The following is a 16,910-nucleotide window of genomic DNA, read 5'->3' as shown; positions in this document are numbered from 1 at the left end:
GTGCTGCACGTGCTGTATGTCATTTATGCGGAAGATAATGCCGACTCTCTCGAAAAACGCACGGCTGTGCGCCCTGCCCACCTGGCCCGTCTACAACTTTTACGCGATGAAGGTCGCCTGTTAACTGCCGGGCCTATGCCTGCTGTTGACAGTAATGATCCTGGTGCTGCGGGTTTTACCGGTTCAACGGTGATTGCTGAGTTTGCATCTCTTGAAGATGCCCAAGCCTGGGCTGAAGCAGATCCTTATATTGCGGCGGGTGTGTACAAGCAGGTGGCGATCAAACCATATAAAAAGGTATTCTGATTCAACTATTCGTACGGTGAATGAAGTTATCAGGAATTTTTTATGGATTTGTTTGATGAGTCTTATGAGCGCCACAAGCAATCTGTGGGTAATCAGGAAGCGCGCTGGAACGCCTGGCTTGCCAAACATCCTTTGGTGATTGTCGCGGCGGCATCGGTCACAGTGCTGATTATTTTACTGGCAATGCATTTCTCGTAAGACCGAGATTTTGAAGATACTGGGCACCGCAAGCGGTGCCCTTTTCTTTACGACGCCCATTGATCGTGAATGGCAAACAGCAAGGAGTTACGCTGGCGGTTTGTCTGGCACTTTCTGATGGCGTGAATGCGCATGTTACGGCGTGACTGACCTTCCAGCCAACGCGATCTGCGCCGTTGTGTCTGACGCAGCATCCGCCACCGTCCGACCTCAGTTCTACTACGCCTCATTTTTACGACTCGGGTTGCATTTAAGACGCGCCATTATAGAGCGTTCTTCACGCCAGACCAGTCGTTTTACGATTATACCCGTCATACTTAAGTTGTCGGTTCGCAGTCTTACTACAACTCAAATTATTTTGGGTATAGTTTTAGTGTCAACCTCTGGCGGTTGTGCGTAAACTCAAAAGCATACGGTTTCTAAAGGATTTTTGAACTATGACAACCTTCTATACAGTTGTTAGTTGGCTGATCATTTTAGGTTATTGGCTTCTAATAGCCGGCGTAACGCTGCGAATTTTAATGAAGCGCCGCGCAGTTCCTTCGGCCATGGCATGGCTGCTGATTATTTATATTCTTCCTCTGGTAGGGATAATCGCCTATCTCTCGTTTGGTGAGTTGCATCTGGGCAAACGTCGTGCCGAACGCGCGCGTGCTATGTGGCCATCAACGGCAAAATGGCTTAACGACCTTAAAAGCTGCAAACATATTTTTGCCGAAGAAAACAGCGAAGTCGCGACATCGTTATTCCAATTGTGTGAACGTCGCCAGGGGATTGGTGGCGTTAAGGGCAACCAGCTACAACTGCTCACCACCTCTGATGAAACGATGCATGCGTTGATTCGTGATATTCAGCTGGCTCGCCATAACATCGAGATGGTGTTTTATATCTGGCAGCCAGGAGGGTTAGCAGACCAGGTGGCTGAATCGCTGATGGCCGCAGCTCGCCGTGGTATTCACTGCCGCTTAATGCTCGACTCAGCTGGCAGCGTCGCCTTCTTCCGCAGCCCTTGGGCGAACATGATGCGTAACGCCGGCGTGGAAGTCGTTGAAGCACTCAAAGTTAATTTGATGCGTGTGTTCTTGCGCCGTATGGATTTACGTCAGCACCGTAAGATGGTGATGATCGATAACTATATCGCTTACACAGGCAGTATGAATCTCGTCGACCCACGCTTCTTTAAACAAGATGCAGGCGTTGGGCAATGGGTCGATTTAATGGCGCGTATGGAAGGCCCGGTTGCCACAGCAATGGGGATTGTCTATTCCTGTGACTGGGAAATCGAAACCGGTAAGCGCATTTTACCTCCCGCGCCAGATGCCAATATCATGCCGTTTGAAGAAGCGACCGGGCATACTATTCACACGATTGCTTCAGGCCCAGGCTTCCCGGAAGATTTGATTCATCAGGCACTGCTGACGTCAGTTTATGCGGCACGTGAATACCTGATTATGACGACCCCCTATTTTGTGCCGAGCGACGATTTGCTTCACGCGATTTGTACTGCGGCACAACGTGGCGTCGACGTCAGTATTATTGTGCCACGCAAGAACGACTCATTACTGGTGGGTTGGGCAAGCCGGGCATTCTTTACCGAATTGCTGGAAGCTGGCGTTAAGATTTACCAGTTCGAAGGCGGCCTGCTGCATACTAAGAGCGTACTGGTCGATGGGCAACTCAGTCTGGTGGGTACGGTTAATCTGGATATGCGTAGTCTTTGGCTCAATTTCGAGATAACCCTGGTTATCGATGACTCCGGTTTTGCCAGCGACCTTGCCGCCGTACAGGACGATTATATCTCCCGCTCACGGCTGGTTGATCTACGCTTGTGGTTGAAACGCCCAATGTGGCAACGTGTGGTAGAGCGACTGTTTTACTTCTTTAGCCCGTTGCTGTAAAACGTGGCGCATCAGCACTCGATAAGTGGAAATAGACATGGAAATGGATCTGAACAACCGCCTGACAGAAGATGAAACTCTCGAGCAGGCTTACGATATTTTTCTCGAACTGGCGGTTGATAACCTCGACCCGGCAGATGTGATTTTATTTAACCTGCAATTTGAAGAGCGTGGCGGTGCCGAGCTTTTTGACCCCGCTGAAGACTGGCAGGAGCATGTAGATTTCGACCTGAACCCTGACTTCTTTGCCGAAGTAGTGATTGGCCTTGCCGACACAGACGGTGGCGAAATCAACGATATCTTTGCTCGTGTGCTGCTGTGCCGCGAAAAAGATCACAAGCTCTGCCATATTCTCTGGCGCGAGTGATGCTTTTTAGCGCGGCACTGCTGCCGCGCTACTCTTCTTTCCCTATTAGCGGTAATCGCCCACCACACGACTTACAATATTGAGCGTTAGTCTCATGATCTTGCTGGTGACATAACGGGCATTTTCGCTCCAGCCTTTTGCGTTGTAATTCCGTCGTCATTTGCGCGGTCAAAATCCCCGTTGGGATAGCAATCACCGAGTAACCAATCAAGATAAGTAATGACGCCACGAACCTTCCTAACGGAGTATGAGGCGTAATATCGCCGTAACCTACTGTCGCAACCGTCACTACAGCCCAATAAACCGAAACGCCAAGACTTGTAAAGCCGTTAACAGCCCCTTCAATTCCATACATTAATGCGCCAGCGGTGACTAATACGATGGCGATAAATGAATAGAATAGAATGAGTTGGTGACGGGAATTGACTACCGCACGCCATAAGCTATTTAACGCAGGCATTAAGCGCAGTAATTTCAGGATACGTAGTACGCGAATTGCCCGCATGGCACGCCATGCAAAGAAATAGTGTATCGCCAGCTCCGGCCACAACCATAAAACATAAAGCGGCAGAATTGTCGCAAGATCGATAAACCCCCAGAAACTGAATACATAGCGCACTGGCTCAGGCCAGACAAGCACGCGCAATACGTATTCAAGGGTAAAGACCAGGGTAAAACCGATTTCGATGGCGATAAACATCCGCCACTGTTCAGGTGTGAAAGTGACTTGATTGCCGATGCTGGATTCAATAAAAACAGTGATGACACTAAGCAGCGCCAGCAAACCCCATAATACTTCGGAGCGGCGCCCTGAGCGGGTTCGTTGGTCAAATAAAACGTGGTAACAACGTTGTCTTAAAGAACTCTTATTCCCTGTCACGAAAACCTCGCCTGTAAAAAAAGGGCTGGCGTAATGCCAGCCCTGCGAGATTATAACGGGTCAACCTTCAGACAGGAAACGGCATGCTTGAAACTGCCTTCCAGAACTGGGCGAGTTTTCGCACATTCTGGCCCTGCAATCGGGCAGCGCGTACGGAACACGCAGCCTGACGGCGGGTTGATTGGCGAGGGCAACTCCCCTTCGAGAAGTTGTATCGTTTTATTTCTTTCCAGATCCGGGTCAGGAATTGGTACCGCAGACATCAACGCTTTGGTGTAAGGGTGCAGCGGGTTGTGATACACCTCATCATAGGTGCCCAGCTCAACGGCATGGCCCAGATACATCACCAGAACGCGGTCAGAGATGTGTTTTACCACTGCTAAATCGTGCGCGATGAAGATCAGGGAAAGCCCCATTTCACGTTGCAGTTTTTGCAGCAGGTTCACAACCTGAGCCTGGATTGATACGTCGAGCGCAGAAACCGGTTCGTCACAGATAATCAGTTTTGGCTCAAGGATCAAAGCACGGGCGATCCCGATACGCTGGCACTGGCCACCTGAAAACTCGTGCGGGTAACGGTTGATGAGGTTTGGCAGCAAGCCCACTTTCATCATCATCGCTTTTACGCGGTCACGAACTTCCTGGCGCGGCATTTTCGGGTGATAGGTGCGCAGCGGCTCAGCGATAATATCGCCGATATTCATACGCGGGTTGAGCGACGCGAGCGGGTCCTGGAAAATCATCTGGATGTCGCTACGCACATCGCGCCACTCGTCCTGATTCATGCCCAGCAAATCTTTACCCAGCCATGCAACGCGGCCTTCCGTCGCTTTCACCAGGCCGATAATCGCACGGGCAAATGTCGATTTTCCGCAGCCCGATTCCCCTACCACGCCCAGCGTTTCGCCTTCGTATAAACGCAGCGTCACGCCATCAACCGCTTTCAGGGTTTTAGAGGGTTGCCAGAACCACTGCCTGCCGTCTTTGATATCAAAGTGAACTTTAAGGTCAGCGATTTCTAAGAGGACTTTTTTCTCTTGCGTCACGGCGTTCATACTAACTCCTCCACTGGCTTAAAGCAGGCGCGTAAGCGGCCCTCACCAAATTGTTCCAGCGGCGGTGCTGTGTTACAGATTTCCATCGCATGTGGGCAACGAGGCTGGAACGGGCACCCCTTCGGCAAACGCAACAGGTTTGGTGGGTTGCCAGGAATAGTCAGCAGTGATTCACCTTCAGCATCCAGACGCGGTACCGCATTTAGCAGACCGATAGAATACGGGTGAACCGGGTTGTAAAACACATCCCGCGCCTGACCATACTCCATAGTACGGCCAGCATACATCACCAGTACTTTGTCGCAGATCCCGGCAACAACACCTAGATCGTGGGTGATCATGATAATCGCGGTGTTGAACTCACGTTTAAGCTCGTTCAGCAGCGTCATGATTTGTGCCTGAACGGTCACATCCAATGCTGTCGTTGGCTCATCTGCAATCAACAGTTTTGGACGGCACAGTAACGCCATGGCAATCATTACGCGCTGGCGCATACCGCCGGAAAACTCATGCGGGAACATACGCATGCGTTTCCGTGCTTCAGGCATTTTAACCGCATCGAGCATACGAACAGATTCTTCAAACGCTTCCGCTTTGCCCAATTTTTTGTGCAACATCAGCACTTCCATTAACTGCTCACCTACACGCATGTAAGGATTCAGTGAGGTCATTGGGTCCTGGAAGATCATCGAAATCTGTTCTGCACGCAGGCGGTTAAGCTGGCTTTCGGGCAGGTTCAGAATCTCTTTGCCATTAAACTTCGCTGAGCCACCAATACGGCCATTTGCCGCCAGCAAACCCATCAAAGCAAAAGCCGTTTGCGATTTACCGGAACCGGATTCGCCCACAATACCCAGTGTTTCACCGGCACGCAGGCTGAAATTCAGATCGTTTACCGCAGTAACATCACCGTCTGGCGTACTGAAGGTGACGCGCAGATCTTTTACGTCTAACAACGTAGAAGCCTGGCTCAGTGGAGTAACCACCGCAGGATTTTCAATTGTGCTCATCGCGGCACTCCTTAACGATCTTTCGGGTCGAGGGCATCACGCAGACCATCGCCGATAAAGTTGAAACAGAACAGAGTGATAACCAGGAAGCCTGCCGGGAACATCAGCAACCATGGGGAAACTTCCATGGAGTTGGCACCATCGCTCAGCAATGCACCCCAGCTACTTAGTGGCTCTTGTGTACCCAGCCCCAGGAAGCTCAGGAAAGATTCGAACAGGATCATGCTTGGCACCAGCAGCGAGGCATAAACCACCACTACGCCGAGTACGTTTGGCACAATGTGACGAACAACAATGTTAACGGTAGAAACACCGCCAACCTGGGCTGCTTCAATGAACTCTTTACGTTTCAGGCTCAGCGTTTGGCCACGCACGATACGTGCCATATCCAGCCAGGAAACCATGCCGATTGCGACAAAAATCAGCAGGATGTTTTGCCCGAAGAATGTCACCAGCAAAATAACGAAGAACATGAATGGGAAGGAGTTGAGGATCTCGAGCAGACGCATCATCACAGAGTCGGTTTTGCCACCCAGATAACCTGCAAGCGAGCCATACAATGTGCCAACGACTACCGCGACCAGTGCCGCCGCAACACCCACCATCAATGAGATACGGCCACCGATTGCGACACGAACCAGCAGGTCACGACCTGAAGAGTCCGTACCGAAATAGTGACCAGAGGTCATGTCCGGTGCGGCCGACATCATTCCCCAATCGGTATCAAAATAGCTAAACTGCGACAGCATTGGCGCGAAGGTCACGAACAGCGCGATAAGTGCCAGGACAATCAGACTCGCTACCGCTGCACGGTTATGCATAAAGCGGCGACGGGCGTCTTGCCAAAGGCTACGGCCTTCTACTTCTAGTTTTTCACTGAAGTTTTCCAGCGCCTCGCTGTTTTTATTACTCAACATCATGGCGTACTCCAGCGTCAGTAACGGATTTTCGGATCGATAACGGCATACAGCACATCAACAATCGCGTTAAAGAGAATAGTTAGCGCGCCAACCAGAATGGTCAGGCTCAGAACCAATGAATAGTCACGGTTCAACGCTCCGTTTACGAACAACTGGCCGATACCCGGTAATCCGTAAATGGTTTCAATAACCATCGAGCCTGTGATGATACCGACAAATGCCGGGCCCAAATATGACAGAACGGGTAGCAGTGCAGGTTTCAACGCGTGGCGCAAAATAATGCGGCGCATCGGCAAACCTTTCGCACGGGCGGTACGGATAAAGTTGGAGTGCAGAACTTCAATCATTGAGCCACGAGTGATACGCGCGATACTGGCAATATAAGCCAAAGACAACGCGACCATCGGCAGGATCATGTATTGAATAGCCCCTCCGTTCCACCCGCCTCCGGGCAACCACTTGAGGGTTATCGCAAAAATCAGAACCAGTAATGGCGCAACCACGAAGCTCGGGATAACTACCCCGGTCATGGCTATCCCCATTACGGCGTAATCCCATTTAGTATTTTGATTCAGTGCGGCAATAACCCCAGCGAAAACCCCTAAAACAACGGCAAAGATAAATGCAGCAGCACCCAGTTTTGCCGAGACTGGGAAGCTTGAAGCCACCAGGTCGTTCACTGAATAATCTTTATATTTAAATGACGGGCCAAAATCACCGTGCGCCAGTTGTTTCAGATAGCTGAAATACTGGGTCGAGATCGGATCGTTTAAATGGTATTTGGCTTCAATGTTCGCCATAACTTCCGGCGGCAGTGCGCGTTCGCTGGTAAAAGGGCTACCTGGCGCAAGGCGCATCATGAAGAATGAAATTGTTATAAGAATAAATAGTGTCGGAATTGCTTCCAGACAACGACGCAGAATAAATTTCAACATTGCCCGTACCTTCTGGCTGTGCCTTTAGAGTGCGATAAAATAAGACACGATGGGGCAAGCTCTACCCTTTTATCTTAAATAATTCACGTTGCAGGAAGGCGACAAGCTCATGAATCCCCAGGAACATAGACAAACTATGTGACTGGGGTGAATGAGCGCAGTTAACGCACCTGCAGCGTGAAGTATGAGGGATAAAACTTGCCCCACGAATTGCCATTAATGTTTGATGATATACATATCTTTAGTATAGATATTATCCATCGGGTCTTTACCGGTATAACCGCCAATCCATGGTTTCACCAGACGGGCATTCACATAGTAATAAACCGGAACGATTGCAGAATCTTTGCCCAATTGCTGTTCCGCTTTATCGTATGCGGCAGAGCGTTGCGCATCATCAGTCGCTTTCAGCGATTCAGCCATAATGGCGTCAAAGGCTGGGCTCTTATAATGCGCGGTGTTCATTGAGCTTGTAGACAGCATCGTATTCAGGAAGGAAGTCGGTTCATTGTAATCCGCACACCAGCCAGCACGCGCAACGTTATAGTTGCCCTGATGACGCGTATCGAGGAAGGTTTTCCACTCCTGGTTTACCAGCTTAACGTTCACACCGAGGTTTTTCTGCCAGATAGAAGCAGCTGCAATAGCCAGTTTCTTGTGCAGATCGGAGGTGTTGTACAACAGGTCGAAGGTCAGCGGTTTATCTTTGGTGTAACCCGCTTCAGCCAGCAACTTCTTAGCTTCTTCGTTACGTTTTTCCTGAGTCCATGAGAACCACTCAGGTTTTGTCAGTTTTGCACCGTCAGTATAAGGAGGGGTATAGCCATATGCTGGCAGATCGCCCTGCGCCTTCACTTTATTAACGATAATGTCACGATCCAGACCCAGTTTCAGCGCGGTACGGACACGCGCATCGTTAAATGGAGCTTTCTGGTTGTTAATTTCGTAGTAGTAAGTACACAGATACGGGTCAACGTGTACTTCAGTTGGAATTTCTTTTTTCAGCTTCTGGAACAGCTCGATTGGCAGGTTGTTATACGTCATGTCAATCTCACCGCTGCGGTAGCGGTTAACATCCGTGACTTCGGAAGAGATTGGCAGATAGGTAATTTGCGAAATAACGGTTTTCGCGTTATCCCAATAATTGGTATTACGCTCCATGACGATGCGTTCGTTAACAACCCAGTCTTTCAGTTTATAAGCACCGTTGCTCACGATGTTTGCAGGCTGGGTCCACTTCTCACCAAACTTCTCAATGGCGGTTTTATTCACCGGGGACATCGCCGGGTTAACCAGAAGTTTATAGAAGTAAGGAACAGGCTCGCTCAAAGTGACTTCCAGAGTGTGGTCGTCAATGGCTTTTACGCCCAGTTCACTTGGTTTCATTTTTCCGTCGATGATAGCATCAACGTTTACGATATGGCCGTATTGCGGGTAGCTTGCGTATGGGGAAGCAGTATTTGGATCAACCAGACGCTGCCAGCTATAAACGAAATCTTGTGCTGTGACTGGCTCGCCGTTAGACCATTTCGCATCTTTACGCAGATGGAAGGTCCAGACTTTGAAATCTTTATTATCCCAGGACTCTGCTACGCCCGGAATTGGGTGACCGTCTTTTGGAGAAGTAATCAATAAACCTTCAAACAGGTCACGGCTCACGTTTGACTCAGGAACACCTTCAATCTTATTTGGGTCCAGAGACTGTGGTTCAGCACCGTTATTTCGGATCAACGTTTGCTTTTCTGACAGTTGAACACCTGCAGGAACTTCGGCCGCCATGGCCACATTGCCTACGATTAGCGCGGATAAAATACTTGCTGCTACCAGACTTTTTTTTGTGATGATGGACATTGTGTTGTTACTCCACTCATTATAATTACCGACCCGAAAGCCAGCCTCTTCCCCTTAGGGTTCCTTAACAGCGCAAGAGCGTTATGCGACTGTCCGGATTAACTTCTTGTCTTACTTGCTATCACCGACTTTATTTTTGGGGACGCTCTTATTGGCACCCTGCTCCGTCGATTCTTAATCAACCTACCCTGTACTCAGGTTGATTTTTATGAGTCATCTGTAAATGAAACATTTCTCAGATAATTGTGTTGCCCGGAAAGTATCAAAAGCCTCTGACGCTCGCCAATACAATTTGCAAATTTGTTAACCATTTCTCTTTTATCTATTCGGAGACTGGTTCGTAACGATGCTTTTTCCGTGTAAAACACTCGGTTAACTCTTTAAAAATAAAAGATATACCGGTGATCAAAAAGATGAATTTCGCGCAGACTGACGGCACCCACCCCTAATTCACGAAAAATTAACAATTGGTTATTTTCTAGCACATTCATCTGCTGGATAGCATGATTAACTAATATCATCTCAATAAAGCGGCAGCAAGCATCATTGTGTAGTGTGAGTTAAATAACGAACTGATTGTCAGTTTTATGTACAGCGGGGAAAAGTGAAGGTAGTTAATACGCGGTTTCCAAAGCATTTTCTTATGAATAATTTTCTTATGAAAACTGAAAAAATGCTTATGCTTTATTGGTATTGGTGTGAAATTAACAAAAAAAAGCAGAATAATTATTCTGCTTTTTCATACGAACCTTTCAGCAGAACTAACTTAACAGTCCCGGGAAGATCGTTTTCAGGCCAGTCACAATAAACTCTATACCCAGAGCCATCAGCAACAGACCCATTATACGGGTAATGACGTTGATGCCGGTTTGACCTAGCAGGCGTACTAGCCATGGCGCAAGGCGGAACACCAACCAACAACAAAATGCAAAGAGTGCAATAGCGATTGTAAAACCGACCAGATAATTCCAGCTATGGTAACGCGTGCCCCATACGATGGTCGAACTTATTGCACCAGGACCTGCCATTAGAGGCAATGCTAATGGCACAACACCTACACTTTCACGAATGGCGCTTTCTGATTTTTCTTGTTTGTTCTGTTTATCTTCCCCAAGCTTACCGCTGATCATCGACATCGCAATGGTGACTACCAGAATACCGCCGGCAATGCGGAAAGAATCAATTGATATACCAAATAATTGCAGAATACCGTCACCGAGGAACAACGATGTCCATAAAATAATCGCTACCGACAGGTTGGCGGTAAGGTTTGTTTTATTCCTGGCCAACGCCGTTTGGTAGCTGGTCATACTAATGAATACAGGAATGATCCCCACTGGGTTTACCAGCGCGAACAAGCCAATAAAGAACTTAAAATAGGTAGGCAAATCGAACAAGGGTTGGGCCACTCAAAACTCCGCGAATGAACGTAGCAAAGGCCGGCGTAATGTAATGGAAAACAGGTGCTGGCGCCACGCACTTTCGCAGCATAGATAACTACTTTTATTAGCAAATGCGATATTAAACGATATTGTTACCCACTTGTTGAAATTATGGTAATTTGTTTTATCTTTGCTGTGACTAAAATTTTAAAGACTTATCCGTTACCTGAATCCTCCCTGCTGAATGGAGTCAGCCTTAAAATATTGTGATTTACATCACAAAAAACCTACTCAGAAGTGAGTACTCTTGATGCATCTGAAGAGCAAATGATTCAGAGGATGAATAGGTTTTTTTAGGTAGGCTCTTTTAGTAAGTCAGTAAGATGTTTTGGGAAGTTTTTGGATAGTCGTGGCTCGTGTCTTACGCAAGCTGTTGCCCGCTGACTATACTGTCGTCTCGAGCAGCTCATTTACTAAAAGAGTTTAAACATTATCAGGAGAGCATTATGGCTGTAACTAATGTCGCTGAACTTAACGCACTTGTAGAGCGCGTCAAGAAAGCCCAGCGTGAATATGCCAACTTTACTCAAGAGCAAGTTGATAAAATCTTCCGCGCCGCCGCTCTGGCTGCCGCAGATGCTCGAATCCCTCTCGCGAAACTGGCCGTTGCCGAATCTGGCATGGGTATCGTTGAAGATAAAGTGATCAAAAACCACTTTGCTTCAGAGTATATCTACAACGCCTATAAAGATGAAAAGACCTGCGGTGTTCTGTCTGAAGACCACACGTTCGGGACTATCACCATCGCTGAGCCAATCGGTATCATCTGCGGTATCGTGCCAACGACTAACCCAACTTCAACGGCTATCTTTAAGTCTCTGATCAGCCTGAAGACTCGTAACGCAATCATCTTCTCTCCACACCCACGTGCAAAAGACGCGACCAACAAAGCAGCGGACATCGTTCTGCAAGCTGCGATCGCTGCTGGTGCACCTAAAGATCTGATCGGTTGGATTGACCAGCCATCTGTCGAACTGTCAAACGCTCTGATGCACCACCCAGATATCAACATGATTCTGGCTACTGGTGGCCCTGGCATGGTTAAAGCAGCATACAGCTCCGGTAAACCAGCAATCGGCGTAGGCGCAGGTAACACCCCTGTTGTTGTTGACGAAACTGCCGACATCAAACGTGTAGTTGCTTCTATCCTGATGTCTAAAACCTTCGATAACGGCGTAATCTGTGCTTCCGAGCAATCAGTTATCGTTGTTGACTCTGCTTACAACGCAGTGCGCGAACGTTTTGCATCCCACGGCGGCTACATGCTGCAGGGTAAAGAGCTGAAAGCTGTTCAGGACATCATCCTGAAAAATGGTGCACTGAACGCAGCTATCGTTGGTCAGCCAGCAACTAAAATTGCTGAACTTGCAGGCTTCACAGTACCGGCTGACACCAAGATCCTGATTGGTGAAGTTAGCGTTGTTGACGAGTCAGAGCCATTTGCTCACGAAAAACTGTCTCCAACCCTGGCTATGTACCGTGCTAAGAGCTTCGAAGACGCTGTTGTTAAAGCTGAGAAACTGGTTGAGATGGGCGGTATCGGTCATACCTCTTGCCTGTACACAGACCAGGACAACCAGCCAGAGCGCGTTAAGCACTTCGGCGACAAAATGAAAACTGCACGTATCCTGATCAACACCCCTGCTTCTCAGGGTGGTATCGGTGACCTGTACAACTTCAAACTCGCGCCTTCCCTGACTCTGGGTTGTGGCTCATGGGGTGGTAACTCCATCTCTGAGAACGTGGGTCCTAAGCACCTGATCAACAAGAAAACCGTTGCTAAGCGAGCTGAGAACATGTTGTGGCATAAACTTCCGAAATCTATCTACTTCCGCCGTGGCTCTCTGCCAATCGCGCTGGACGAAGTGATTACTGATGGTCACAAACGTGCGATGATCGTTACCGACCGTTTCTTGTTCAACAACGGCTATGCAGACCAGATCACTTCTGTTCTGAAAGCAGCTGGCGTTGAAACTGAAGTATTCTTCGAAGTAGAAGCTGATCCGACTCTGTCCGTAGTACGTAAAGGTGCAGAACTGGCGAACTCCTTCAAACCAGACGTGATTATCGCGCTGGGTGGTGGTTCACCGATGGATGCTGCGAAAATCATGTGGGTCATGTACGAGCACCCAGAAACTCACTTCGAAGAACTGGCTCTGCGCTTCATGGACATCCGTAAGCGTATCTACAAGTTCCCGAAAATGGGCGTAAAAGCGAAAATGATCGCGGTTACCACCACTTCCGGTACTGGTTCAGAAGTGACTCCGTTTGCAGTTGTAACTGATGATGCAACTGGCCAGAAATACCCACTGGCTGACTACGCTCTGACTCCAGATATGGCGATTGTTGATGCCAACCTGGTGATGGATATGCCTAAGTCCCTGTGTGCATTCGGTGGTCTTGATGCCGTAACTCACGCACTGGAAGCTTATGTTTCTGTTCTGGCGAGCGAGTTCTCTGACGGTCAGGCTCTGCAAGCACTGAAACTGCTGAAAGAAAACCTGCCAGCATCTTACAACGAAGGCTCTAAAAACCCAGTTGCTCGTGAGCGTGTACACAACGCTGCGACCATCGCGGGTATCGCGTTTGCGAACGCCTTCTTGGGTGTGTGTCACTCAATGGCTCACAAACTGGGTTCTCAGTTCCACATTCCTCACGGTCTGGCGAACGCCCTGTTGATCTCCAACGTTATCCGTTATAACGCGAACGACAACCCAACTAAGCAGACTGCATTCAGCCAGTATGACCGCCCACAAGCGCGTCGTCGTTATGCTGAGATCGCTGACCATCTGGGTCTGAGCGCACCGGGCGACCGTACTGCTGCTAAGATTGAGAAACTGCTGGCATGGCTTGACAGCATCAAGGCTGAACTGGGTATTCCTAAGTCCATCCGCGAAGCTGGCGTTCAGGAAGCTGACTTCCTGGCTCACGTTGATAAACTGTCTGAAGATGCGTTCGATGACCAGTGTACCGGTGCTAACCCACGTTACCCGCTGATCTCTGAACTGAAACAAATTCTGATGGATACCTTCTACGGTCGTGAATTCTCCGAAGAAGGCAACGAAGCACCATCTGCTAAAGCAACTGCAGCTCCAGCCGTTAAAGCTGACAAGAAAGCGAAGAAAACCGCTTAATTGTAAAGCCTAATAAAAAACCCGCTTCGGCGGGTTTTTTTGTTTCTGTTTTCTAAAAACGTCGCACAAAGCCTCTCACGACGATGATTGAGAAAGGCAACCCTTTGCCCTTCCCGTTTAATTTTATTCGCTCTGAATGCCTTCCAGAGAGCCTGTCTGCAGTGCTTCTTTATAGTGTTTACGGCAAACAGATACATAGCGCTCGTTCCCACCAATCACAACCTGCTCTCCCTGGTTATACGGGCGACCTTCCTGGTCGAGGCGCAAAACCATGCTGGCTTTACGTCCACAAAAACAGATAGTTTTTAATTCCACCAGTTTGTCTGACCACGCTAATAAATATTGGCTTCCGCCAAATAACTCGCCCTGAAAATCAGTGCGTAGGCCATAACATAATACGGGAATATCTAATTCATCTACGACGTCTGATAACGCCAAAACTTGATCACGTGTGAGGAATTGGCATTCATCTACCAGAACGCAATGCACAGCGTCCCGCTGATGCTCTTCACGTATTTCATTGAATAATTGGGTTGAGCCATTGTAGAGCTTTGCAGGAGACGATAATCCAATACGCGAACTCACCTTTCCAGAACCAAACCGATTGTCAATTTCTGCGGTATACACCAATGTGCGCATTCCGCGCTCTTGATAGTTGTATGACGATTGCAGTAATGCCGTAGATTTACCCGCGTTCATTGCGGAATAGTAAAAGTAGAGTTGTGCCATTGGTCAGCTAGCCTGAGTTAAAATGTAAATATTATTAACACAGGATTATATCATAAGCCGTTAGGGAGTTGCTTTTACCTTATGACTCCTGGAAAAATTCATAGAGTGTTCGAGAGATATATAAACCATAGCGTGGAATGCCTGAAATCGGCAGAGGGTTGATGTTCATCACGTTGCACTTAACTTACGGAGTTTTCAGTGTTTTTGCTGCAATTCCAAGAAACCTATTGAATCGCTAATAATAATTATCTATTAAAAATATCCACCATTACAGGCAATAATACCAAAGGTTGATATTTCACCATTAATGCGTTTATGTCTCAATTTACTCCTTCGGCAACCCTGAAACTATCAGGGTTGTTGTAGAAAAAGTGAGTTCCCCACGTTTTGTTTACCTTAGATGCAAGCCAAAATTTAAGTTAATACCCTTTTATAAATCGACAAAATATTATGGAATTTTGAATTCCTTACATTACTTCCTATTGCAGAACTTAATTTAAGCCTCTATTATTAGCCCAACAAGCCAACCATCAATATAAGTTTGAGATTACTAAAATGAGCGAAGCACTTAAAATTCTGAACAACATCCGTACTCTTCGTGCACAAGCCAGAGAATGTACCCTGGAAACGCTGGAAGAAATGCTGGAAAAATTAGAAGTTGTTGTTAACGAACGCCGTGAAGAAGATAACGCTGCTGCTGCAGAAATTGAAGAGCGTACTCGTAAACTGCAACAATACCGTGAAATGCTAATTGCTGACGGCATTGATCCTAATGAATTACTGAATAGCATGGCTGCTGTTAAAACTGCAGGCAAAGCAAAACGCGCTGCACGTCCAGCTAAATATCAGTACATCGACGAAAACGGCGAAAGCAAAACCTGGACTGGCCAGGGCCGTACTCCAGCTGTAATCAAAAAAGCAATGGAAGAGCAAGGCAAGAAACTGGAAGACTTCCTGATCGCCTAATTTTCGCTTTTAGTGCTGCTTATTAAATCCCGCTTCGGCGGGATTTTTATTTTGGGTACATCATTAGCAAAATCTTTGTTGCTACAAATAGCGCTCATAAAAAAGGAAGCCAGGCTTCCTTTTTCTTTTAACTTCTCAGCAATCTCAGCATCAGCTGACTTTATAGAATGCCTTATACCAGTCTACAAAGCGCTGTACGCCATCCTGAACCGATGTCTGTGGTTTAAAGCCAATGACATCATACAACGCCTTCGTGTCCGCACTGGTCTCCAGAACGTCTCCTGGCTGCATAGGCATCATATTCTTCTGGGCAACCTTACCTAACGAGGTTTCAAGCGCAGTAATATAATCCATTAACGTAACTGGATTACTGTTCCCAATATTATAAACTCGATAAGGCGCTGAGCTTGTCGCCGGAGTTCCTTCCTCTACTGTCCACATGGCATCGGCTTGTGGAATGACATCCTGCAAACGAACAATCGCCTCTGCAATATCATCAATATAAGTGAAGTCACGACGCATTTGCCCATGATTATAAACGTCGATACTCTTTCCTTCGACAATCGCACGGGTAAATTTAAATAACGCCATATCCGGGCGGCCCCATGGACCATAAACGGTGAAAAAACGCAAGCCGGTCGTCGGTAACCCATATAAGTGAGAGTACGTATGCGACATCAACTCGTTAGCTTTTTTGGTTGCCGCATATAATGATATTGGATGATCAACAGTGTCATCAGTTGAGAATGGAAGTTTGCGATTTAGCCCATATACTGAACTTGACGAAGCATATAACAGATGCCCCACTTTATTATGGCGACAACCTTCAAGAACATTTAAATGCCCCACAAGGTTTGAATCGGCATAGGCGTGAGGGTTATCGATGGAATAACGTACACCTGCTTGAGCAGCAAGGTGAATCACACGATCAAATTTCTCTTTGGCAAATAACTCTGCCATGGCATTACGATCGGCAAGGTCAATTTTATCGAAACGGAATGAAGAATGTGGTGCGAGAAGATCAAGGCGAGCTTGTTTAAGATTGACATCGTAATAGTCATTCAGGTTATCGATACCGATAACCTGGTGACCGGCTGCCAGCAGACGTTCACTGACATGAAATCCAATAAAGCCTGCACTGCCGGTAACCAAAAATTTCATATAATCCTCATTTATACCCGTCATACTTCAAACTGCATCTTTGTTGGTTTTGTGAACT

General features: G+C 47.6%; 16 protein-coding genes. 6 read left to right on the top strand and 10 right to left on the bottom strand.

Annotated elements, in window-relative coordinates:
• Positions 1-9 precede the first annotated feature (9 nt).
• Positions 10-306, top strand: coding sequence for a YciI family protein (locus M977_RS20305; protein WP_034494998.1), 297 nt, complete (start codon positions 10-12; stop codon positions 304-306).
• Between the two features lie 42 nt (positions 307-348).
• Positions 349-504: a hypothetical protein gene (locus M977_RS25325; RefSeq protein ID WP_154150139.1), complete on the top strand. Its 156-nt coding sequence runs from the start codon at positions 349-351 to the stop codon at positions 502-504.
• A gap of 47 nt (positions 505-551) precedes the next feature.
• Here the strand turns inward: M977_RS25325 and M977_RS24615 are convergent, their stop codons facing one another.
• Positions 552-734 (bottom strand): YciY family protein, encoded by a 183-nt coding sequence (locus tag M977_RS24615; RefSeq protein ID WP_072009405.1) that lies wholly within the window; start codon positions 732-734, stop codon positions 552-554.
• A gap of 207 nt (positions 735-941) precedes the next feature.
• Between M977_RS24615 and cls the strand changes: the two genes are divergently transcribed.
• A complete protein-coding gene (cls, locus tag M977_RS20300; RefSeq protein WP_064518519.1) occupies positions 942-2,402 on the top strand; it encodes a cardiolipin synthase in 1,461 nt (486 codons plus the stop codon).
• A gap of 37 nt (positions 2,403-2,439) precedes the next feature.
• Complete coding sequence (locus M977_RS20295) at positions 2,440-2,769, top strand: HI1450 family dsDNA-mimic protein (protein WP_034455830.1); 330 nt, start codon at positions 2,440-2,442, stop codon at positions 2,767-2,769.
• A gap of 28 nt (positions 2,770-2,797) precedes the next feature.
• On the opposite strand, the gene M977_RS20290 is transcribed toward M977_RS20295, so the two are convergent.
• The 7 genes from M977_RS20290 to M977_RS20260 form a co-directional block, all read right to left on the bottom strand.
• Entirely contained in the window at positions 2,798-3,649 is an 852-nt protein-coding gene (locus M977_RS20290; protein ID WP_064518516.1) for an ion transporter, read from the bottom strand.
• Positions 3,650-3,699: 50 nt separating this feature from the next.
• On the bottom strand, positions 3,700-4,704 hold the full coding sequence (gene oppF / locus M977_RS20285) for a murein tripeptide/oligopeptide ABC transporter ATP binding protein OppF (RefSeq protein WP_064518513.1): 1,005 nt from the start codon (positions 4,702-4,704) through the stop codon (positions 3,700-3,702).
• Positions 4,701-5,714, bottom strand: a complete 1,014-nt coding sequence (gene oppD, locus M977_RS20280) for an ABC transporter ATP-binding protein (RefSeq protein WP_064518510.1) — start codon at positions 5,712-5,714, stop codon at positions 4,701-4,703. Before oppD ends, oppF begins: the two co-directional genes overlap by 4 nt.
• A gap of 11 nt (positions 5,715-5,725) precedes the next feature.
• Positions 5,726-6,634: an oligopeptide ABC transporter permease OppC gene (oppC, locus tag M977_RS20275; RefSeq protein ID WP_064518507.1), complete on the bottom strand. Its 909-nt coding sequence runs from the start codon at positions 6,632-6,634 to the stop codon at positions 5,726-5,728.
• A 14-nt stretch (positions 6,635-6,648) separates the two neighbouring features.
• Complete coding sequence (oppB, locus tag M977_RS20270) at positions 6,649-7,569, bottom strand: oligopeptide ABC transporter permease OppB (RefSeq protein ID WP_064518504.1); 921 nt, start codon at positions 7,567-7,569, stop codon at positions 6,649-6,651.
• A 216-nt stretch (positions 7,570-7,785) separates the two neighbouring features.
• Positions 7,786-9,420, bottom strand: a complete 1,635-nt coding sequence (gene oppA / locus M977_RS20265) for an oligopeptide ABC transporter substrate-binding protein OppA (RefSeq protein ID WP_064518500.1) — start codon at positions 9,418-9,420, stop codon at positions 7,786-7,788.
• Between the two features lie 761 nt (positions 9,421-10,181).
• Positions 10,182-10,829, bottom strand: coding sequence for a YchE family NAAT transporter (locus M977_RS20260; protein WP_064518498.1), 648 nt, complete (start codon positions 10,827-10,829; stop codon positions 10,182-10,184).
• 479 nt (positions 10,830-11,308) lie between these two features.
• On the opposite strand from M977_RS20260, the gene adhE reads away from it, so the two are divergent.
• Positions 11,309-13,996: a bifunctional acetaldehyde-CoA/alcohol dehydrogenase gene (gene adhE, locus M977_RS20255; protein ID WP_064518495.1), complete on the top strand. Its 2,688-nt coding sequence runs from the start codon at positions 11,309-11,311 to the stop codon at positions 13,994-13,996.
• Positions 13,997-14,119: 123 nt separating this feature from the next.
• Here the strand turns inward: adhE and tdk are convergent, their stop codons facing one another.
• On the bottom strand, positions 14,120-14,725 hold the full coding sequence (gene tdk / locus M977_RS20250) for a thymidine kinase (protein WP_034455842.1): 606 nt from the start codon (positions 14,723-14,725) through the stop codon (positions 14,120-14,122).
• Positions 14,726-15,280: 555 nt separating this feature from the next.
• On the opposite strand from tdk, the gene hns reads away from it, so the two are divergent.
• Positions 15,281-15,691, top strand: a complete 411-nt coding sequence (gene hns / locus M977_RS20245) for a histone-like nucleoid-structuring protein H-NS (protein ID WP_034455843.1) — start codon at positions 15,281-15,283, stop codon at positions 15,689-15,691.
• Positions 15,692-15,841: 150 nt separating this feature from the next.
• Here the strand turns inward: hns and M977_RS20240 are convergent, their stop codons facing one another.
• Positions 15,842-16,852, bottom strand: a complete 1,011-nt coding sequence (locus tag M977_RS20240) for an NAD-dependent epimerase (RefSeq protein ID WP_064518492.1) — start codon at positions 16,850-16,852, stop codon at positions 15,842-15,844.
• Between the last annotated feature and the right edge of the window lie 58 nt (positions 16,853-16,910).

The sequence above is a fragment of the Buttiauxella gaviniae ATCC 51604 genome (assembly GCF_001654835.1).
Taxonomy (GTDB): Bacteria; Pseudomonadota; Gammaproteobacteria; order Enterobacterales; family Enterobacteriaceae; genus Buttiauxella; species Buttiauxella gaviniae.
This window is presented reverse-complemented; position numbering and strand designations above follow the sequence as displayed.